The sequence below is a fragment of the Lysobacter yananisis genome (genome assembly GCF_031199375.1).
In the GTDB taxonomy this organism is placed as follows: domain Bacteria; phylum Pseudomonadota; class Gammaproteobacteria; order Xanthomonadales; family Xanthomonadaceae; genus Lysobacter; species Lysobacter yananisis.
Map to the genome: position 1 here is coordinate 1,763,848 of NZ_CP133568.1, position 18,693 is coordinate 1,782,540.

General features: G+C 70.3%; 17 protein-coding genes and 1 pseudogene. 11 read left to right on the forward strand and 7 right to left on the reverse strand.

Features of this window, described 5'->3' with window-relative positions:
- Positions 1 to 94: 94 nt before the first annotated feature.
- Entirely contained in the window at positions 95 to 682 is a 588-nt protein-coding gene (locus RDV84_RS07485; protein ID WP_309152950.1) for a 3'-5' exonuclease, read from the forward strand.
- A 6-nt stretch (positions 683 to 688) separates the two neighbouring features.
- Positions 689 to 793 (forward strand): annotated as a pseudogene (locus tag RDV84_RS26005) (DUF6053 domain-containing protein); the annotation flags it as partial.
- 72 nt (positions 794 to 865) lie between these two features.
- Here the strand turns inward: RDV84_RS26005 and RDV84_RS07490 are convergent.
- Together RDV84_RS07490 and RDV84_RS07495 are read right to left on the reverse strand one after the other, a co-directional pair.
- Complete coding sequence (locus tag RDV84_RS07490) at positions 866 to 1,423, reverse strand: cytochrome b (protein WP_309152951.1); 558 nt, start codon at positions 1,421 to 1,423, stop codon at positions 866 to 868.
- A complete protein-coding gene (locus RDV84_RS07495) occupies positions 1,420 to 2,496 on the reverse strand; it encodes a catalase family peroxidase (RefSeq protein ID WP_250448655.1) in 1,077 nt (358 codons plus the stop codon). Before RDV84_RS07495 ends, RDV84_RS07490 begins: the two co-directional genes overlap by 4 nt.
- Before the next feature lie 177 nt (positions 2,497 to 2,673).
- Here RDV84_RS07495 and RDV84_RS07500 point away from each other — a divergent pair, with 177 nt between their 5' ends.
- Together RDV84_RS07500 and RDV84_RS07505 are read left to right on the forward strand one after the other, a co-directional pair.
- Positions 2,674 to 3,189: an RNA polymerase sigma factor gene (locus RDV84_RS07500; RefSeq protein ID WP_309152952.1), complete on the forward strand. Its 516-nt coding sequence runs from the start codon at positions 2,674 to 2,676 to the stop codon at positions 3,187 to 3,189.
- A 40-nt stretch (positions 3,190 to 3,229) separates the two neighbouring features.
- Entirely contained in the window at positions 3,230 to 3,985 is a 756-nt protein-coding gene (locus RDV84_RS07505; RefSeq protein ID WP_309152953.1) for an anti-sigma factor family protein, read from the forward strand.
- 128 nt (positions 3,986 to 4,113) lie between these two features.
- Here RDV84_RS07505 and RDV84_RS07510 read toward each other — a convergent pair whose 3' ends face one another.
- Together RDV84_RS07510 and RDV84_RS07515 are read right to left on the reverse strand one after the other, a co-directional pair.
- The gene (locus RDV84_RS07510; RefSeq protein WP_309152954.1) at positions 4,114 to 4,359 is read right to left on the reverse strand and encodes a hypothetical protein; all 246 of its coding nucleotides are present in this window, start codon (positions 4,357 to 4,359) and stop codon (positions 4,114 to 4,116) included.
- 169 nt (positions 4,360 to 4,528) lie between these two features.
- Positions 4,529 to 8,227, reverse strand: coding sequence for an indolepyruvate ferredoxin oxidoreductase family protein (locus RDV84_RS07515; RefSeq protein WP_309152955.1), 3,699 nt, complete (start codon positions 8,225 to 8,227; stop codon positions 4,529 to 4,531).
- Positions 8,228 to 8,463: 236 nt separating this feature from the next.
- Between RDV84_RS07515 and RDV84_RS07520 the strand changes: the two genes are divergently transcribed.
- A complete protein-coding gene (locus RDV84_RS07520) occupies positions 8,464 to 8,811 on the forward strand; it encodes a hypothetical protein (RefSeq protein WP_309152956.1) in 348 nt (115 codons plus the stop codon).
- A 218-nt stretch (positions 8,812 to 9,029) separates the two neighbouring features.
- The gene (locus RDV84_RS07525; protein WP_309152957.1) at positions 9,030 to 9,470 is read left to right on the forward strand and encodes a hypothetical protein; all 441 of its coding nucleotides are present in this window, start codon (positions 9,030 to 9,032) and stop codon (positions 9,468 to 9,470) included.
- Between the two features lie 100 nt (positions 9,471 to 9,570).
- On the opposite strand, the gene nagA is transcribed toward RDV84_RS07525, so the two are convergent.
- Genes nagA through RDV84_RS07540 form a run of 3 tightly spaced genes read right to left on the reverse strand, consistent with a single transcriptional unit; the run spans position 9,571 to position 12,522 of the window.
- Positions 9,571 to 10,704: an N-acetylglucosamine-6-phosphate deacetylase gene (gene nagA, locus RDV84_RS07530; RefSeq protein WP_309152958.1), complete on the reverse strand. Its 1,134-nt coding sequence runs from the start codon at positions 10,702 to 10,704 to the stop codon at positions 9,571 to 9,573.
- Positions 10,705 to 10,708: 4 nt separating this feature from the next.
- Positions 10,709 to 11,758, reverse strand: coding sequence for an SIS domain-containing protein (locus RDV84_RS07535; protein WP_425606434.1), 1,050 nt, complete (start codon positions 11,756 to 11,758; stop codon positions 10,709 to 10,711).
- Positions 11,759 to 11,769: 11 nt separating this feature from the next.
- Positions 11,770 to 12,522 (reverse strand): GntR family transcriptional regulator, encoded by a 753-nt coding sequence (locus RDV84_RS07540; protein ID WP_309152959.1) that lies wholly within the window; start codon positions 12,520 to 12,522, stop codon positions 11,770 to 11,772.
- 158 nt (positions 12,523 to 12,680) lie between these two features.
- Between RDV84_RS07540 and zwf the strand changes: the two genes are divergently transcribed.
- From zwf to eda, 5 genes are all read left to right on the forward strand, one after another.
- Positions 12,681 to 14,198, forward strand: a complete 1,518-nt coding sequence (gene zwf / locus RDV84_RS07545; RefSeq protein WP_309152960.1) for a glucose-6-phosphate dehydrogenase — start codon at positions 12,681 to 12,683, stop codon at positions 14,196 to 14,198.
- On the forward strand, positions 14,182 to 14,937 hold the full coding sequence (gene pgl, locus RDV84_RS07550; RefSeq protein WP_250448670.1) for a 6-phosphogluconolactonase: 756 nt from the start codon (positions 14,182 to 14,184) through the stop codon (positions 14,935 to 14,937). The genes zwf and pgl overlap by 17 nt, the downstream gene beginning before the upstream one ends.
- A 283-nt stretch (positions 14,938 to 15,220) precedes the next feature.
- Positions 15,221 to 17,053, forward strand: coding sequence for a phosphogluconate dehydratase (gene edd, locus RDV84_RS07555; protein WP_309152961.1), 1,833 nt, complete (start codon positions 15,221 to 15,223; stop codon positions 17,051 to 17,053).
- A gap of 240 nt (positions 17,054 to 17,293) precedes the next feature.
- The gene (locus tag RDV84_RS07560; RefSeq protein ID WP_057949621.1) at positions 17,294 to 17,974 is read left to right on the forward strand and encodes an HAD family hydrolase; all 681 of its coding nucleotides are present in this window, start codon (positions 17,294 to 17,296) and stop codon (positions 17,972 to 17,974) included.
- Positions 17,975 to 18,005: 31 nt separating this feature from the next.
- Complete coding sequence (eda, locus tag RDV84_RS07565; protein WP_197414791.1) at positions 18,006 to 18,641, forward strand: bifunctional 4-hydroxy-2-oxoglutarate aldolase/2-dehydro-3-deoxy-phosphogluconate aldolase; 636 nt, start codon at positions 18,006 to 18,008, stop codon at positions 18,639 to 18,641.
- The last annotated feature ends 52 nt before the right edge of the window (positions 18,642 to 18,693 follow it).

Consider the following 18,693-nt stretch of genomic DNA (forward strand, 5'->3'; position numbering starts at 1 on the left):
AGGCCCGATGCTCTTGCACCAGCCGCTGCGCAACCGCCCGGCGGCCGACCGACGGCCTTACACCCGCACAGCGGTCGCGAGACACTGCCGCGCCATGAACGAAACCATAGAACGACAACCCACGCATTACCTGCTGATCGACTTCGAAGCCACCTGCGCCGACGACGGCGCCGTCCCGCGCCATCAGATGGAGATCATCGAGATCGGCGCGGTGATGGTCGACACCGCATCGCTGGCGGTGATCGGCGAATTCCAAAGCTTCGTGCGGCCGGTGCGGCATCCTCGCCTGACCGCGTTCTGCACCCGGCTCACCAGCATCGCCCAGGCCGACGTCGACGCCGCGCCGGGTTTCGCCGAAGCCGCCGCCGCGCTCAAGGCCTGGCGCGGCGGCTACGCCGACCTGGTCTGGGGCTCGTGGGGCGACTACGACCGCAACCAACTGCAACAGGACTGCGATTTCCACCGCGTGCCCAACCCGGTCGGCGCGCCGCACCACAACATCAAGCGCCTGTTCGCGCAGCGCGAGGGTTCCGGACGCAAGTTCGGCCTCGACGGCGGGGTGAAGCGGGTGCGGCTGGACTTCGCCGGCACCCACCATCGCGGCATCGACGATGCGCGCAACATCGCGCGCTTGTTGCCGTATGCGTTGGGACGGGCCGAGTTTCCGCGCGCGCAGCGTTGAACGCGCGCGGCGATCCGAGCGAACAGCATCGGGACTGAAGTCCCTCCCACGCCGTCCGCGACAAACGGCCTGCCCCCTGTAGGAGCGACGCGAGTCGCGACCGCGGGGTAGCCGCTCGCGCCGTAAGCGCGGTGTCGCGGTCGCGGCTCGCGCCGCTCCTACAGGGGCTGCGGACGCGACGATTCAGTCCGGCGCGCTGCGTTGCCGCCACAGCATGCTGCGCAGCACCCCGTCGCGCCGGATCAGGCCGTGGTACAGCGCCGCGCCCAGGTGCGCCAGCACCAGCGCGAACAGGGCGTGCGCCAGGGCCCGATGCAGCCAGCGCAAGGCCGCGAACCAACTCGGGTCGAACGGCGCGATCGGCGGCAGCCGCACGCCCGCGCCGAGCTCGACCGGATAACCGCCGGCCGACAGCATCGCCCAGCCGATCAGCGGCATCGCCAGCATCAGCGCGTACAGCAGCCAGTGCGAGGCGTGCGCGGCCAGGCGCACGGCCGGGGCGAGGTCGCGCGGCAGCGGCGGCGGCCGATGCCGCAACCGCAGCGCCAGCCGCAGCACCGCCAGCAGCAGGATCGCGATGCCGAGCGGCTTGTGCAGCGCCAGCAGCCAGGCGTGGCGCTCGGACACGCTCGCGACCAGGCCGGCGCCGACGAACAGCATCGCCAGGATCATCGCCGCCATCAGCCAGTGCAGCACCCGCGCCGGCCACCAGAATATCGTCGTTGCGGTTTCGCGGTTCATCGCGCGGCCTCCCGCGGCGGACGGCCGCCGGCGCGCGCTTCCTCATAAGTGCGACGACGGTAGGACTCGGCGTAGGCGGCCGAGCGCGCCGGCAGCAGCGGATCGGCCGAGGCGACGATGCCGTCGGGCAACACCAGCGGGTCGTAGTTGATGTCGCGGCATTCGCCGCTGTCCTGGTCCTGCGCGCGTTCGAGGATCACCGTGCCGGCGTCGATCCGCGGGCGCTGCGCGGGCCAGGATTGGGTCGCATCGTCGACCGGATCGCCGGGCGCGGCCAGCGTCGCCCACAGCCGCCAGCGCAGCGGTGCCTGATTGAGGCGGCGTTCGAGTTCGGCGGCGAGCGTGTTCACGTCCTGCGCGCCCAGCGGCGCGGCGGCCGCGCCGTTGTCGGGTTCGACCTGCCAGCGCACCGCGTGGCGCGCGCCGTCGGCGCCGACGAAGTAGAACGCGTTGAGGCCGTAGTAGGCATCGGTGGCGTAGCTGGCCGAAGGCTTCTGGTCCTTGATCCAGGCGCGGAACGCGGCGGTCTCCGGGTGCGCTTCGAAGAACGCCTTCTGCCTGGCCGGGTCGGGCTTGCCGGTGGCCGGGTCGGGCGCGGTCGCACGCAGTTGTTCGTAAAAGGCCTGCGGCGTAGCGACCGGGAACACCGGCATGTTGTTCATGCCGGTGCGCCACTGCTGGCCATCGGCCTGGGTCAGGCGCAACGCCAGGCTGCGGATCGGCACGCCGCCGTCGGGCGCGTAGGGATTGCCGCCGGGCAGGGCGAAGCGCCCGACCAGCGGCGTGCGCGCGCCGGCGGCGAACAAGGCCGCGCGCGAGTAGGGCGCCGCCTTGCCGCTGCTGTCGAAGCGGCCAATCACGCACACGCCCTTGGCGTGGTTGCGGCGGTAGCCGGGGTGGACGCCGCCGTTGGCCTGCAGTTGATCGACCACGCGCGCCGGCGTCAGCCGTTGCGGGTCGAGGTAGCCGGCGACATAGGCGAAGGCGCCGGCGAGGCCGCCGACCGCGAGCGCGATCAGGGTCCAGCGGGCGAGCGGGAAGGGCGGTCGGGGCGGGGCGGTGGGCTCGTTCATGGCCTTGGGCGTGGCTGCGTCAGTGGGTCGATAGGGGTACGACGCGCGCCGCCGCGGCTTATTCCCTGCGCGGGGCGAACACGCGCAGGGAATAAACTGCGCGCGGCGGCGTCCTACCGACGAACCCTCCCCGAACCCTCCCCGAACCCACTCGGAATCCGACCCGGCCCCGCGCCCATGTCCCCGCACGAACTCGACCAGGCCCTGCGCGAACAACTGCCCTCGTTGCGGCGCTTCGCGCGCTGGCTGGCGCGCGATCCCCACGCCGCCGACGATCTGGTGCAGAGCGCGCTGGAGCGCGCCATCGTCGGCTGGAGCCAGCGCCGCGACGAGGCCGCGCTGCGGCCGTGGCTGTTCTCGATCCTCTACCGCCAGTTCCTCGACGGCCAGCGCCGCGCCCAGCGCTACGCCGGCCTGCTCGCGCGCATCGGCCTGGGCTCGGCCGACAGCCAGCCCTCGGCCGAGCGCGAAACGCTCGCGCGCTCGACCCTGGAAGCGCTGCAACGGCTGCCGGTGGAGCAGCGCAGCCTGTTGCTGTGGGTGTCGGTGGAAGGCCTGAGCTATCAGGAAGTGGCCGACATCCTCGAGGTCCCCATCGGCACGGTGATGTCGCGGCTGTCGCGCGCGCGCCAGGCGCTGCGCCGGCTCAGCGACGGCGAGACCGCGACCGCGCCGCTGAGATTGTTGAAATGATCCGCGCGTTCCGTCCTTCGCTTCCGCTTGCGAGTTCCGTATGACCCACGTCCCCGACGAACACGACCTGCACGCCTACATCGACGGCCGCCTGGACCCCGCGCGCCGCGCCGAAGTCGAGGCTTGGCTGGCGCGTCAGCCCGAGCGGCTGGCCGAGCTGCAGGCCTGGCAGCGCGACGCGCAGCAACTGCGCGCCGCGCTCGCCGGCGCCGCCCCGGCGCCGGAACCGGCGCTGGACCCCGCGCGCCTGCGCGCCGGCCTCGCCCGTCGCCGCGGCGCGCGCTACGCGCTCGCCGCGGCGCTGCTGCTGAGCCTGGGCGTGGGCGGCATCGGCGGCTGGCAGGCGCGCGAATGGAGCCGCCCGGCGCCGTCGGCGACGCTGGCGGCCGCGCCGATGGCCGACGCGATCGCCGCGCATCGCCTGTTCGCCGCGCGCGGCGAACTGCGCGCCGACACCGTCGCCAACGACGTGCAGCCGTGGCTCGACGCGAACTTCCGCGAGCCCATGCGCCTGCCCGACCTCAGCGCCGCCGGCTACCGCCCGGTCGGCGCGCGCCTGCTCGCCACCGACCAGGGCGCCGCGGCGCTGGTGGTGTATCAGCACGCCGGCGGCGAGGCGATCAGCTTCTACATCCGCCCGCCCGGCCCGCGCCACCACCTGCTGCCGCGCGGCGACCGTCGCGACGGCGGCTTGCTGGCGCAGTACTGGTCGCGCGGCGGCTACAACTACGCGATGGTCAGCGCCGGCGACGATGCCAGCGCGCAGGTGGTGCGGCAGGCGTTGCAGGCGATTTGAGCCGATTGAGCGATGGCCTGCTGTTGTGGGAGGGACTTCAGTCCCGATGTTTTTGTTTCAGGCAGGCAGATTCCGGCTATCTGAGCGGAAAGCGTCGGGACTGAAGTCCCTCCCACACAGGCCCTTCCTCAATCGTGCGAACGCGCCGCCGCGATGCCGTAGCGCTCGCGCAGACGCCGCATCGCTTCGGCGCAGTCCATCTCCTTCGATTCCCGCGCCGCGGCGAGGTGCTCGCCGCAGAACCATTCCGCGCCGTGCGGATGCCCGGCCATGCCCACGGGCAGCGCTTGGTAATCGGCGAACGCGACCAGGTCGCCGCCGTCGAGATGGCCGAGCATGTCGCGGCCGCACAGGTGGCAGATCGGCGGTTTCATGGTGTCGTCGCGATGGGGAGCCCCGTGCAGTGTCCAACGGGCTGCGGTATCGCGACAAGCGCGCAAAAAAACGCCCCGCGAGTGCGGGGCGTCCTTCTCGTTTCGCGAATCGCGGTCGGGGAAAGGGCGTCGGGCACGGCGCCCTGCCGCCGAAATCGCCGCAGGCCGCTTACGCCGCCTGCACGATCCGCAGCGGATTGGCGAATTCCTTCAACAGCTCCGCCTCGCGCGCCTTGGCCTTGTGCAGGTGGTCTTCCTTGACGTGGCCGTAGCCGCGGATGTGTTCGGGAATGCTGGCGATCTCCGCGGCCAGGTCGACGTTGCCGCCGTCGAGCCGGTCGAGCAGGCCGCCGACGGTCTGCTCGTACTCGCCGATCAGGCGCCGCTCCATCTTGCGCTCCTCGGTGTAGCCGAAGATGTCGAAGGTGCCGCCGCGCAGGCCGCGCAGCTTGGCCATCCACTTGAACGCGGTGAACACCCAGGGACCGAATTCCTGCTTGATCAGCCGGCCCTGCGCGTCCTTCTTCGCCAGCAGCGGCGGGGCGAGGTGGAACTTGAGTTTGTAGTCGCCGTCGAACTGCTGCTCCAGGCGGCGCTTGAACTCGCCGCTGGTGTACAGGCGCGCGACTTCGTACTCGTCCTTGTAGGCCATGAGCTTGAAGAAATAGCGCGCCACGGCCTCGGCCAGGTCGGTCGAGCCCGGCGCCCGCTTCTGCTCCGCCTCGCGCACCTTGGCGACGAAGTCGGAATAGCGCTTGGCGTAGGCGGCGTCCTGGTAGTCGGTCAGGAAGGCGACGCGGCGCGCGACCAGTTCGTCGAGCGAGCGCGACAGGCGCAGGTCGTCCAGCGGCAGGAAGGCGACGTTGTCGCCGTCGGCCTTGGCGCCGGCCGGCAGGTGGCGCAGTTCGTCTTCGTTGCGGGTCGCGCGCGGCGCCGAGGTCGCGCCCCACTCGTTGCCTTCCCACTCGCCGGGCTTGAGGTGCGGCAGGTCGTGCGGAGTCGCTTCGGCCGCGGTCGGCACCTTGCGGGTCACGCCGGCGGCCTCGGCCACCGCGCGCGGGTCGATCGCGGCGAGGCGGCCCCAGGCGAACGCGGTCTTGTTCATCTCGATCGCCGCGCCGTTGAGCTCGATCGCGCGCATCAGCGCATCGAAGCTGATCGGCACCAGCGCGCGCTGCCAGGCGTAGCCGAGGATGAACAGGTTGGCGGCGATGGCGTCGCCGAGCAGGGCGGTGGCGAGCTGGGTCGCATCGACCAGATGCGGGTCCTGCTCGCCGAGCGCGAGCTTGATCGCGGCGACGATGTCGGTGGCCGGGAACTGCATGTCCGGACGCGTGGTGAAGGTGCCCGGCATCGCTTCGTAGCTGTTGAGCACGACCTGGCTGCGGCCGGCGCGGATCTTCGACAGCGCCCAGTAGTCGTTGACCACGACCATGTCGCAGCCCAGCACCAGATCGGCCTCGCCGGCGGCGATGCGCACGGCGTGGATGTCGTCGGGGGCCTTGGCGATGCGGATGTGGGTGGTCACCGCGCCGCCCTTCTGCGCCAGGCCGGTCTGGTCGAGCACGCTCGCGCCCTTGCCTTCCAGGTGCCCGGCCATGCCGAGCAGCGCGCCGATGGTGACCACGCCGGTGCCGCCGACGCCGGTGATGAGGATGTTCCAGGGCTGGTCGAGCGACGGCAGCGTCGGCAGCGGCAGATCGTTCAAGCGATCCTTGGCCGACGAGCCTTTCTTCTTCTTCAGCCCGCCGCCTTCGACGGTGACGAAGCTCGGGCAGAAGCCATTGACGCAGGAATAGTCCTTGTTGCAGTTCGACTGGTCGATCTCGCGCTTGCGCCCGAACTCGGTTTCCTTCGGCAGCACCGACACGCAGAACGACTTCTTGCCGCAATCGCCGCAGCCTTCGCAGACCAGGGTGTTGACCATGACGCGCTTCTGCGGATCGACCATCTTGCCGCGCTTGCGCCGGCGGCGCTTCTCGGTCGCGCAGGTCTGGTCGAAGATCAGCACGCTGACGCCCTTGGTCTCGCGCAGGCGCTTCTGCACCGCGTCGAGCTCCTTGCGGTCGTGGAACTCGACGTCGCTCGGGAACAGCTCGCGCTTGTTCCACTTGGCGATGTCGTCGGACAGCAGCACGATCGTGTGCACGCCCTCGGAGCGCACCTGGTGCGCGATCTGCGGCACCGACAGGGTGCCGTCGACCGGCTGGCCGCCGGTCATCGCGACCGCGTCGTTGTAGAGGATCTTGTAGGTGATGTTGACGCCGGCGGCGACCGACTGGCGGATCGCCAGCGAGCCGCTGTGGAAATAGGTGCCGTCGCCGAGGTTCTGGAACACGTGCTCGGTCTCGGTGAACGCCGACTGCCCGCACCAGGTCACGCCTTCGCCGCCCATCTGGGTGAAGGTGTTGGTGTCGCGGTCCATCCAGGTGACCATGTAATGGCAACCGATGCCGCCGAGCGCGCGCGAGCCTTCCGGCACCACGGTCGAGGTGTTGTGCGGGCAGCCCGAGCAGTAGTGCGGCACGCGCGGGAACGCGGCGCGCGGCAGCGCCAGCTCGCTTTCCTTCTCTTCCATCCAGCGCAGCACGTTGCGCATCTGCTCGGAATCGTGGAAGCGCTGGATGCGGCGCGCGATCACGCCGGCGATGCGCGCCGGGGTCAGCTCGCCGGTCGACGGCAGGATCCACTCGCCGTTCTCGTCGTACTTGCCGACGATCGACGGACGCTTGCCGCCGTCCCAGTTGTACATCGATTCCTTCATCTGGCTTTCGATGAAGGCGTGCTTCTCCTCGACCACCAGGATGTCGTCTAGGCCGCGCGCGAACGCGCGCAGGCCGACCGGCTCCAGCGGCCAGGTCATGCCGACCTTGTACACGCGGATGCCGAGGTCGGCGCAGGCGCGCGCGTCCAGGCCTAGGTATTCCAGCGCCTGCAGGACGTCGAGGTAGCTCTTGCCGGTGGTGATGATGCCCAGGCGCGGATTCGGCGAATCGACCACGATGCGGTCGATGCGGTTGGCGCGCGCGAACGCCTGCGCGGCCTTGACCGCGTACTGGTGCAGGCGCATCTCCTGGTCCATCGGCGGGTCGGGCCAGCGGATGTTGAGCCCGCCCGGCGGCATGACGAAGTCGTCCGGCGTCACGATCTGCAGCGCCAGCGGATTGACGTCCACCGACGCCGACGATTCGACCGTTTCGGCGATGGTCTTGAAGCCGACCCAGCGGCCGGTGTAGCGCGACATCGCCCAGCCGATCAGGCCCATGTCGAGGATGTCCTGCACGCCGGCCGGGTTGAGGATCGGCATCATCGCGCTGGTGAACTCGCCTTCCGAGCCGTGCGGCAGGGTCGAGGAGCGGCAGGCGTGGTCGTCGGCGGCCAGCGCCAGCACGCCGCCGAGCTTGCTGGTGCCGGCGGCATTCGCGTGCTTGAACACGTCGCCGGTGCGGTCCACGCCCGGGCCCTTGCCGTACCACATGCCGTACACGCCCTCGACCTTGGCGCCGGGGAACAGGTTGGTCTGCTGGGTGCCCCAGACCATGGTCGCGCCGAGGTCTTCGTTGAGGCCCGGGGTGAACTTCACGCCGGCCGCTTCCAGGTGCTTGCGCGCGCGCCACAGCTCCAGGTCGAACCCGCCCAGCGGCGAGCCGCGGTAGCCGGAGATGAAGCCGGCGGTGTTGAGCCCCGCGGCCTGGTCGCGCAGGCGCTGCATCAGCGGCAGGCGCACCAGCGCCTGCACGCCGGACAGATAGATGCGGCCTTCCTGACGGGTGTACTTGTGCTCCAGGGTGTAGTCCGGATCGAGCACGGAGTTGGTCAAGGCGGTGTTCGCCGACGAGGGCGAGCTGAGTTCTGCGGTGCTGGTCATGGGCGGGCTCTCGCGGCGATGCCGCGGGTGGGCTGGCGGGGCGGTGCGGTGGGCGTCCGTGCGGTCCGGTGTGGCGGGCCGGGAGCCGAGCAAAGACTCGGAATTATAGCCTGTGTGCGCAATCGGGCCGCCAGACGGGCGGGGTGTGCCGTTTGTGCGTCTGCTGGTGATTGCACTGAATGCGTATACGGTTATCGCATTCAGGAAGCGGGCGCGACCCGGCGGGGAGGGACGGCATGGCCAGGGAGCTGTATTGCTGGCGCTGCGACAAGGTGCTGCCGATGCTCGACGACGACGAATGGGCGCGCATGGGACCGGTGCTGAGCCAGGCCTGGTCGCGGATCAAGCGCCATTGCCGCCAGCACCGCGTCGGCCCGTACGAGGCGATGCAGGTGGCGGGGCGCGACGCCTTCGATTTCTACGAGCGCCTGACCGGCTATCGCGAAACCAGCTTCGAGGCGATCTGGCATCACCAGGCATCGCGCTACGGACCGCCTTGCGCGCTTTGCGGCAAGCCGCTGCGCACGCCGCAGGCGAAGCTGTGCGCGGCCTGCGGCCATCCGCGCGCGCTGGCGCCGGGGTGAAGCGCAACGGCGCGCTTGCGCGCTCATGACGGGAGGCGGCGCGGTCGCGCGCGATACGGGCGAGCGTGTGCGGCGCAGTCGTTCGGCGTGCGAGCAGATCGCGCAAACCGTCTTCGTCGCGATGCGGCGCTCGCAGCGCCCGCAGGTCTGCACGCGCGCCGCCGATGCCGCTACAGTCGCAAGGCCGGCGACGATCCGGCGACACCAGGACTGCGCACATGCTCCGTCTCCCCCTCGCCGCAGCGCTCGCGCTGTTGTTGTCGGCGCCGGCCTTCGCCCAGGCGCCTGCCGCCAAGCCGATCGCGACCAAGTCCGCCGCCATTCCCGCGCCCAAGCTCGCGCCGCCGGCGTTGAAGCCGCAGGCGCAGCAAACGCACGCGCCGCCGGGTGCGGAACGGCCGCAGGACGAGCTCTACCGACAAAGCCCGGCCGCCGCGCGCCTGGCCGAGCCGGGCGAACCCGGCTTCGACCTGCAATCGCCGCAGCCGCTGGTGCGCTGGGGCGAGGGCGACCCGCAGCGCACCCGCCAGGACAGCGAGAACCAACGCACGCGCTGCGCGCATTCGATCAAGCAGATGCGAGAAGCCGGTAGCGATGAGCGCGGCAAGCGCGAGGGCCGCGCGCGCCGCGACTGCCGCGGCGTCAGTTTCGGCGACTGAGGTCGCGACCGGCGATCCGCGTTGTCGCGATGCATCGCCGCCGCGTTGCCGACGACGCTTCCGATGCGCCGCGGCGCATCGGCGGCTGGCGCACGCTGCCTCAGCGCGCGCCGCCGATCCAGCTGTCTCGCACCGCCAGCGCATCGTCCAGCGCGACCAGGTCGGCGCGGTAGCCGGGCAGGATCTTGCCGAGCCGGTCGCCCAGGCCGAGGAACTGCGCCGGGTAGGTCGAGGCCATGCGGCAGGCTTCGTCCAGCGGCAGGCCCAGGCGTTGGACGGTGTTGCGCACCGCGCTGGCCATGTCGAGCGCCGAGCCGGCCAGGGTGCCGCTGGCGGTGGTGCACTTGCCGTCGCGGCAGGTCATGGTTTCGCCGTACAGGACGAAGTCTTCGTTGACGCCGCCGACCGGCGGCATCGCGTCGGTGACCAGCATGATCTTGCCGCGCGGCTTGGCCGCGATGGCGATGCGCAGCGACGCGTCGTGCACGTGTTCGCCGTCGACGATCACCCCGCACCAGGCGTTGGGATCGTCGAGGCAGGCGCCGACGCCGCCGGGTTCGCGGCTGCCGAGCGGGGTCATCGCGTTGAACAAGTGGGTGACGCCGCTGACGCCGTTGGCGAAGGCCGCGCGCAACCGATCGTAGTCGGCGGCGGTGTGGCCGGCGCTGAGCAGCACGCCGCGCGCGGCCAGCGCGCGCAGGGTGGCGTCGTCGAATCGCTCCGGCGCCAGGGTCAGGAGGGTCTTGCCGTTGTCGAGCGAGGCGATGCGGTCGAGCTCGTCCTCGCCCGGGGTGTGGAACTTGTCCGGGTTGTGCACGCCCTTGCGCGCCGGCGCCAGGTACGGACCTTCCAGATGGATGCCGAGGATGCCGGGCACGCCCGCGGCGATGGCCTCGCGCACCGCGCCGATCGCGCGCAGCATCACCGCGACGTCGTCGCTGATCAGCGTCGGCATCATCCCGGTGGTGCCGAAGCGGCGGTGCGCCCGGGCGATCGTGCGCAGGCCTTCGACGGTGGGCGCGTCGTTGAACAGCACGTCGCCGCCGCCGTTGACCTGGGTGTCGATGAAGCCCGGCGCCAGATAGCGGCCTTGCAGGTCCACCGCCTGCGCGCCGGCCGGCGCCGGGCCGGGCAGCACGGCGACGATCCAGCCGTCCTCGACGATCACGCTGAGGTCGGACTCGAAGCCGCGCTCGCTGAGCACGCGGCCGTTGACGAAGGCGGTCGCGGTCATGGCCTCAGACGGTCTCGGTGACTTTGTTGAGATGCGGCGGCACGTCCGGATTCAGCCCGCGCGCGACCGACAGCGCATTGGCCGCCTTGTAGAAGCTGGCCACGGTCAGCAGCGGCGTCATCGCCGGATGCAGCGAGCGCGCCAGCGGCAGCGCGTCGCCGCCGTGGATGCCCGGCGCGGCCAGCCACACCGGCGCGCCGCGCTGGCGGAACTCGCGCGCGACCGCCACGGTGCCGTCGCCGGTGCCGTCGTCCTGGGCGAAGGCCAGCACCGGGAACCCCGGGCCGACGATCGCCATCGGGCCGTGCTTCACTTCCGCGCTGCTGAAGGCCTCGGCGTGCAGGGCGCAGGTTTCCTTGAACTTCAGCGCCGCTTCCTGGGCCGCGCCGAGGCCGAGGCCGCGGCCGATCACGAACAGGTTGTGCGCGTCGCGCAGGCCTTCGACCAACGGCGACCAATCCTGCGCGAACGCCTGGCGCAAGGCCTCGGGCAGCGCGTGCACGGCGTCGAACAGCTTGGCGTCGCTGCTCCAGCGCGCGGTCAGCTGCAGCATCGCGGCGAGCGAGCACAGGTAGCTCTTGGTCGCGGCGACGCTCTTCTCCGGGCCGGCGTGCAGCGGCAGCACGGTGTCGGCGATCTGCGCCAGCGGCGAGTCGGCGACGTTGACCAGGGCCAGCACGTGCGCGCCGGCGCTCTTGGCGATCTCGGCGTTGCGCACCAGGTCGGGGCTCTTGCCCGACTGCGACACCGCCACGAACAGCGCGTCCTGCAACTGCGGCTTGATCGCGTAGACCGAGCCCACCGACGGCGAGGCCGAGGCGGTGACCAAGCCGAGCTGGGTCTCGAACAGATATTTGCCGTAGGTCGCGGCGTGGTCGGAGCTGCCGCGCGCGCACGTCACGATGAAGCGCGGCGGTTGCGCGCGCAGGCGCTGGGCCAGTTCGTCGACGATGTCGGCGTTGGCCTGGAACTGGCGGGCGACCGCGTCGCCGGCTTCCTGCGCTTCGGCGTACATGCGGGTGCTGCTGGGGTCGAGCGGGGTGGGGGCGGGCAGGGTGTCGGCGCTCACGGGGTGGGTTCGCTCTGGAGTTCGGCGACGAAGTCGTAGGCGTCGCCGCGGTAGAAGGATCGGGTGAACTCGACGACGCGACCGTCGTCGAGGAAGGTACGGCGTTCGATGAACAGTCCGGGCGCGCCTTCGGGCAGGTTCATCAGGCGCGCCTGCTCGGCGTCGAAGGCGATCGCGCGCAGGCGCTGCAGCGCGCGGGTGGGGCGGATGCCGAGCTTGGCGAAGGCTTCGTACAGCGAGTTTTCGACGAGGTCCGGGGCGCCGATGACCGCGGCCGGCACCACCGTGCGCTCCAGTGCCAACGCCACGCCGTCGGCGGTGCGCAGGCGGTAGTAGCGGATCACCGCCGCGCCCGGCGACAGGTTCAGCGCCATCGCTTCTTCCGGCGTGACCTCGCCGAGGCCGCGTTCGAGGAAGGTCGAGCGCGGGTCGAGCCCGCGCGCGCGCAGGTCGTCGGTGAAGCTGGTCAGGCGCGAGAACGACTTGACGATGCGCTCGGCGACGAAGGTGCCGGCGCCCTGGCGCTGCACCAGCAGGCCGTCGCCGACGAGGCCGGCGATGGCCTTGCGCACGGTGACCCGCGACAGATCCAGCAGCTTGCCGAGCTCGCGCTCGCCGGGCAGGGCCTGGCCGGCGGTCAGTTCGCCGTTCTCGATCGCGTGCTGGAGAGTGCGGCGCAGGTGTTGATAAGCCGGCGCGCGGCGCGCGTCGGACTGGCGGCGGAATTCGCTTTGCAGATAGTCCTGCATGCGGGAAAAGATACCAGTGGCAGACCATTGGCGGCAACAAAGACGTGCTAAACCTGTTTAAACCATTGATTCATGGTTGTTTTGCACGGGTGGTATCTTACTGGTATCTTTGCTGGTATGGTTTCACCGAGACCAGTCGAGACCCCGCCGGACCGTCCATGAGCGTCTATTCCGTGCCTTCCACCTCGCAACCCCCGCATCTGGCGCCGTTGGCCCCGTTCGATCTGGTGATCTTCGGCGGCACCGGCGACCTGGCCCTGCGCAAGCTGCTGCCGGCGCTGTTCCACCGTTATGCCGACGGCCAGATCGTCGCCGCCGCGCGCATCGTCGGCATCGCCCGCGACGAGCGCAGCGACGAGGCCTACCGCGGCAAGATCCGCGAGGCGTTGATCCAGTTCGCCGGCGAGCAGGCGCAGCAGACCGAGGTGCTCGACGGCTTCCTGGCGCTGCTGTCCTACCGCCGCCTGGACCTGAGCTCGGACAGCGGCTGGCCCGAGTTCGCCGCCGAATTCACCGATGCCGAGCGGGTGCGGGTGTTTTACCTCGCGGTCGGCCCGGACCTGTTCGGCGTGGTCTCCGACCGCCTGCAGTCGCACGGCCTGGTCAACCCCAAGACCCGGGTGGTGGTCGAGAAGCCGCTCGGCAAGGACGGCATCAGCGCCGATGCGATCAACGACGCGCTGGCGCGGGTGTTCAACGAAACCCAGATCTTCCGCATCGACCATTACCTCGGCAAGGAAACGGTGCAGAACCTGACCGCGCTGCGTTTCAGCAACGCGCTGTTCGAACCGCTGTGGAAGGCCGAGCACATCGACCACGTGCAGATCACCGTGGCCGAGACCGTCGGCGTCGAATCGCGCGCGCCGTACTACGACAAGTCCGGCGCGCTGCGCGACATGGTCCAGAACCATCTGCTGCAGCTGCTGTGCCTGGTGGCGATGGAGCCGCCCTCGTCGCTGGCCGCCGACGCGATCCGCGACGAGAAGCTCAAGGTGCTGCGCGCGCTGCGCCCGATCGAGAACGGCAACGCCGCCGCGTTCACCGTGCGCGGCCAGTACAAGGCCGGCGCAGTCGAGGGCCGAGCGGTGCCGGGCTATGCGCAGGAACTGGGCGCGCAGTCGCTGACCGAAACCTTCGTCGCGCTGAAGGCCGAAGTGAAGAACTGGCGTTGGGCCGGGGTGCCGTTCTACCTGCGCACCGGCAAGCGCCTGGCCGAGCGCGTCTCGGAAATCGTGGTGACTTTCCGCCAGGTGCCGCATTCGATCTTCGAAGGCCTGACCGAACAGGACCCGTCCAGCCGCCTGCAGCCGAACAAGCTGGTGCTGCGCTTGCAGCCCGACGAGGGCGTGAAGCTGTGGCTGATGAACAAGGTGCCCGGCCCCGGCGGCCTGCGCCTGCGTCACGTGCCGCTGGACATGAGCTTCGCCGCCGCGTTCGGCGGGCGCCAGGCCGACGCGTACGAACGTCTGCTGATGGACGTGGTGCGCGGCAACCCGATGTTGTTCATGCGCCGCGACGAAGTCGACGCGGCGTGGAAATGGATCGACCCGATCCGCGCGGCCTGGGCCGCGAGCGCCGAGGCGCCGCGCCCGTACACCGCCGGCAGTTGGGGCCCGAGCGCCGCGGTGGCGCTGATCGAACGCGATGGGAGGACGTGGCATGAAGATGCAGGCTGAGCGACTGACCGTGATCGAACCCTTGCCGCTGCCCTTGCACGAAAAACTGTTCGACGACGGCGAACAGCTGGCGTTGGCCTTGGCGCGGCAAGTCGCCGCCGACCTGCGCGCCGCGCTCGCCCGTCACGGCGAGGCCAGCATCGCGCTGTCGGGCGGCAACACGCCCAAGCGTTTCTTCCAGCTGTTGTCGCAACAGACGCTGGATTGGGCGCGGGTCACCGTGCTGCCGATCGACGAGCGCTGGGTGCCGGCCGAACATCCGCGATCCAACGAACGCCTGCTGCGCGAGCATCTGTTCCAGAACAACGCGGCGGCCGCGCGTTTCCTGCCGCTGTACCGTCCGGTGGAGACGCCGGAAATGGCGCTGATGCCGGTGCTGACCAAGATCGCCAACGAAGGCCTGCCGCTGGACGTGGCGGTGCTGGGCATGGGCGAGGACGGCCACACCGCGTCGCTGTTTCCGGACCTGGGCCACGACAACCCGGCGCTGCGCGAGATCGGCCTGCAGCCGCGCGGGCGCGCGCCGGTGATGTCGGTGCGCACCGCGGCGATGCCCGAGCCGCGCATGACCCTGACCCTGAGCGCGATCTTCACCGCGCCGGCGCTGTACCTGCACATCGAAGGCGAGAGCAAGCGCGCGGTGCTCGACGCCGCGCGAAGCGATCCGCGTTCGACCCTGCCGATCCGCGCTGCATTGGCGGGCGCGCCGAACGCGCCGACCCTGTATTGGAGTCCGTAACCCCGCACTTTGAGATCCGCGATTTTTCGGGGCCCGCGTTGGTTTGGGTTCCGCAGACAGCCAAGCCCTGACTCCCTCCCCTCCCAGTTAAGGCTTTTGCTGTCGCCCCCTTCGCCGGGGGCCGCGTCCGCACCGCGGACGCGGGGGGATTTGCTTTTGCCGGTGCTTCTGCGGAAGGTGTAGGAACGGCAAATCCCCCCTCTCTCCCTTTTTCGGGGGAGTCGCGTTTTTCGAGTCACCGGCCAGGCGCCGATGCCGGCGCCCCGCATCGACCAAGGTCCACGTGAATACCCAACTGCATCCTGTCGTCGCGCAAGTCACGCAACGCATCATCGAACGCAGCCGCGCGCGCCGCACCGCCTACCTCGCCCGCATCGACGCGGCTTGCGGCAGCGGTCCGCACCGGCGCCGGCTGTCGTGCGGCAATCTCGCCCACGGCTTCGCCGCTTGCAACGTCGGCGACAAGCAGGCGCTGCGCAGCGGCGCGGCGCCGAACCTCGGCATCGTCACCTCGTTCAACGACATGCTGTCCGCGCACCAGCCGCTGGAGCGCTATCCCGATCTGCTCAAGGCCGCCGCGCGCGACGCCGGCGCGACCGCGCAGGTCGCGGGCTGCGTTCCGGCGATGTGCGACGGCGTCACCCAGGGCCGCGAAGGCATGGAGCTGTCGCTGTTCTCGCGCGATGTGATCGCGATGTCGACCGCGATCGCGCTGTCGCACGACATGTTCGACGCCGCGCTGTACCTGGGCGTGTGCGACAAGATCGTGCCCGGCCTGCTGATCGGCGCGTTGAACTTCGGCCACCTGCCGGGCATCTTCGTGCCGGCCGGGCCGATGACCTCGGGCCTGCCCAACGACGAGAAATCGCGCGTGCGCCAGCGCTACGCCACCGGCGAAGCGACCCGCGACGAGTTGCTCGAAGCCGAAGCGCGCAGCTATCACGGCCCGGGCACCTGCACCTTCTACGGCACCGCCAACTCCAACCAGATGCTGATGGAGATGATGGGCCTGCACCTGCCGGGCTCCAGCTTCGTCCATCCCAACACCCCGCTGCGCGATGCGCTGACCGCGCTGGCCGCGCGCCGCGCCGCGCAGATCACCGCGCTCGGCGACGACTACCGACCGATCGGCCGCATCGTCGACGAACGCGCCATCGTCAACGGCGTGATCGGCCTGCACGTCACCGGCGGTTCGACCAACCACCTGCTGCATCTGGTGGCGATGGCCGCCGCCGCCGGCATCGAACTGCGGCTGGAGGACTTCGACGCGCTGTCCTCGGCGGTGCCGCTGCTGGCGCGGGTCTATCCCAACGGCAGCGCCGACGTGAACCACTTCCACGCCGCCGGCGGGCTGGCGTTTCTGATCGGTGAGTTGCTCGATCACGGCCTGCTGCACGGCGACGTCGAAACCGTCGCCGGCAACGGCCTGGATCGCTACCGGGTCGAAGCGCGCCTGGGCGAGGACGGCGAAGTGCAGTACGTGCCGTCGACGCCGACCAGCTGCGACACCGCGGTGCTGCGCCCGGTCGCCGAACCGTTCCGCGCCGACGGCGGTTTGCGCGTGCTGACCGGCAACCTCGGCACCGCGGCGATCAAGGTCTCGGCGGTGCCGGAAGACCGCTGGACGGTCGAGGCGCCGTGCCGTGTGTTCACCGAGCAATACGAGGTCAAGCAGGCGTTCGAGCGCGGCGAGTTGGATCGCGACGTGATCGTGGTGGTGCGCTTCCAGGGCCCGCGCGCGAACGGCATGCCCGAGCTGCATCAGCTGACGCCGACGCTGACCGTTTTGCAGAAACGCGGGCATCGCGTGGCGCTGGTCACCGACGGCCGCATGTCCGGCGCCTCGGGCCAGGTGCCCGCGGCGATCCACGTCACGCCCGAGGCAATGGTCGGCGGACCGCTGGCGAAACTGCGCGACGGCGACGTGCTGCGCGTGGACGCGGTGGCCGGGACCTTGAGCGTGATCGAACCGGCGGATTGGGCGGCGCGCGAGAACGCGACGGCCGACCTGTCCGCGCACCACGTCGGCTTCGGCCGCGAACTGTTCGCCGCGTTCCGCGATGCGGCCGCGCCGGCCGATCGGGGCGCGGGCGTGTTCGGGCCGGTGCCGTTGTGATTGCGGCGGTGGTGTGGGCGTCGATTCGTTCGAAGCCTCGCGCCGCCTCCACCGTCATTCCCGCGAAGGCGGGAACCCAGGGCTTCATCGCGATGGCGACAACCGTCATTCCCGCGAACGCGGGAATCCAGGGCTTCATCGCGACATGACTCTAAAGTCTCTGGATTCCCGCCTTCGTGGGAATGACGATAGGTAAGAACGAAGTTGCCCACCCCTCCCGGATTCCGAAAAGGCAGCGCCATGCCCGCCCCCATCCGCACCACCTTCCTATTCGACCTCGACGGCACCTTGGTCGACAGCGTCTACCAGCACGTCCTGGCCTGGAAACAAGCCCTCGACGCCGACGGCATTCCGCTGTCGGTGTGGCGCATCCACCGCAAGATCGGCATGAGCGGCGGATTGTTCACCAACATCCTGCTGCGCGAGACCGGAATCGACATCACCCCCGAGCGGGTCGAGCGCTTGCATAAGCTGCACGCGCAGGCCTATGCGGCGCAGGCGACGCAGATCCGGCCGCTGCCGGGCGCGGTCGAGCTGCTCGCGTACCTGACCGACAACGGCATCCCCTGGGCCATCGCCACCAGCGGCCGCATGGAAACCGCGCGCCACAACCTGGTCGCGCTCGGCGTCGATCCCGAGCGCAATGTGGTGATCACCCGCGACATGGTGCGCTACGCCAAGCCCGATCCCGACCTGTTCCTCGCCGCCGCCGACAAGCTCGGCGCCGACATCGAGCATTCGGTGGTGGTCGGCGACAGCATCTGGGACCTGCTCGCCGCGCGCCGCGCGCGCGCGCTCGGCGTCGGCCTGCTGTCCGGCGGCTATGGTCAGGACGAACTCGAACGCGCCGGCGGCTTCCGCGTTTACGAAGACCCGGCCGACCTGCTCAAGCACATCGACGAAGTCGCCGCGCGCGCCTGAGTCTTCTTCCGGGAATCGAACAATGACTGCGATGCAGGATCTGCAAAAGCGCGTCGGCGCGGTGCTGGCGCTGGCGCCGGTGGTGCCGGTGTTGGTGATCGACGACCTCGCTCACGCCGTGCCGTTGGCGCGCGCGTTGGTCGCCGGTGGTTTACCGGCGATCGAAGTGACGCTGCGCACGCCGGTCGCGCTGGAGGCGGTGCGTGCGATCGCCGCCGAAGTCGAAGGCGCCGCGGTCGGCGTCGGCAGCGTGCGCCGGCCGCAGGATTTCGTCGATGCGCTCAAGGCCGGCGCCACTTTCGCCGTCTCGCCCGGCAGTTCGCCGGGGTTGATCGCCGCCGCGCGCGAGATCGACCTGCCGTGGCTGCCGGGCGCGGCCACCGCCTCGGAAGCGATGGCGTTGCTGGAACAGGGCTACACCCAGCTCAAGTTCTTCCCGGCCGAATCGATCGGCGGCGCGACCGCGCTGAAATCGCTCGGCGGCCCGCTGCCGGAACTGCGTTTCTGCGCGACCGGCGGGATCGGTGCGAACAACGCGCGCGAGTACCTGGCGCTGGCGAACGTGCCTTGCGTCGGCGGCTCGTGGGTAGCACCGGCGGCGGCGGTGAAGGCCGGCGATTGGGCCAAGGTCGAAGCGTTGGCGCGCGAGGCGGCGGCGTTGAAGTGATCGGGCCGCAGCTCCTGTAGGAGCGGCGCAAGCCGCGACCGCGACAATGCAG

Coding starts and splice junctions, on each gene's coding strand:
- RDV84_RS07485 (WP_309152950.1), top strand. CDS start 95: ATGAACGAAACCATAGAACGACAACCCACGCATTACCTGCTGATCGAC.
- RDV84_RS07540 (WP_309152959.1), bottom strand. CDS start 12,522: ATGCAGGACTATCTGCAAAGCGAATTCCGCCGCCAGTCCGACGCGCGC.
- RDV84_RS07495 (WP_250448655.1), bottom strand. CDS start 2,496: ATGAACGAGCCCACCGCCCCGCCCCGACCGCCCTTCCCGCTCGCCCGC.
- RDV84_RS07510 (WP_309152954.1), bottom strand. CDS start 4,359: ATGAAACCGCCGATCTGCCACCTGTGCGGCCGCGACATGCTCGGCCAT.
- RDV84_RS07515 (WP_309152955.1), bottom strand. CDS start 8,227: ATGACCAGCACCGCAGAACTCAGCTCGCCCTCGTCGGCGAACACCGCC.
- RDV84_RS07520 (WP_309152956.1), top strand. CDS start 8,464: ATGGCCAGGGAGCTGTATTGCTGGCGCTGCGACAAGGTGCTGCCGATG.
- RDV84_RS07525 (WP_309152957.1), top strand. CDS start 9,030: ATGCTCCGTCTCCCCCTCGCCGCAGCGCTCGCGCTGTTGTTGTCGGCG.
- RDV84_RS07500 (WP_309152952.1), top strand. CDS start 2,674: ATGTCCCCGCACGAACTCGACCAGGCCCTGCGCGAACAACTGCCCTCG.
- eda (WP_197414791.1), top strand. CDS start 18,006: ATGCAGGATCTGCAAAAGCGCGTCGGCGCGGTGCTGGCGCTGGCGCCG.
- RDV84_RS07505 (WP_309152953.1), top strand. CDS start 3,230: ATGACCCACGTCCCCGACGAACACGACCTGCACGCCTACATCGACGGC.
- RDV84_RS07490 (WP_309152951.1), bottom strand. CDS start 1,423: ATGAACCGCGAAACCGCAACGACGATATTCTGGTGGCCGGCGCGGGTG.
- zwf (WP_309152960.1), top strand. CDS start 12,681: ATGAGCGTCTATTCCGTGCCTTCCACCTCGCAACCCCCGCATCTGGCG.
- pgl (WP_250448670.1), top strand. CDS start 14,182: ATGAAGATGCAGGCTGAGCGACTGACCGTGATCGAACCCTTGCCGCTG.
- RDV84_RS07560 (WP_057949621.1), top strand. CDS start 17,294: ATGCCCGCCCCCATCCGCACCACCTTCCTATTCGACCTCGACGGCACC.
- nagA (WP_309152958.1), bottom strand. CDS start 10,704: ATGACCGCGACCGCCTTCGTCAACGGCCGCGTGCTCAGCGAGCGCGGC.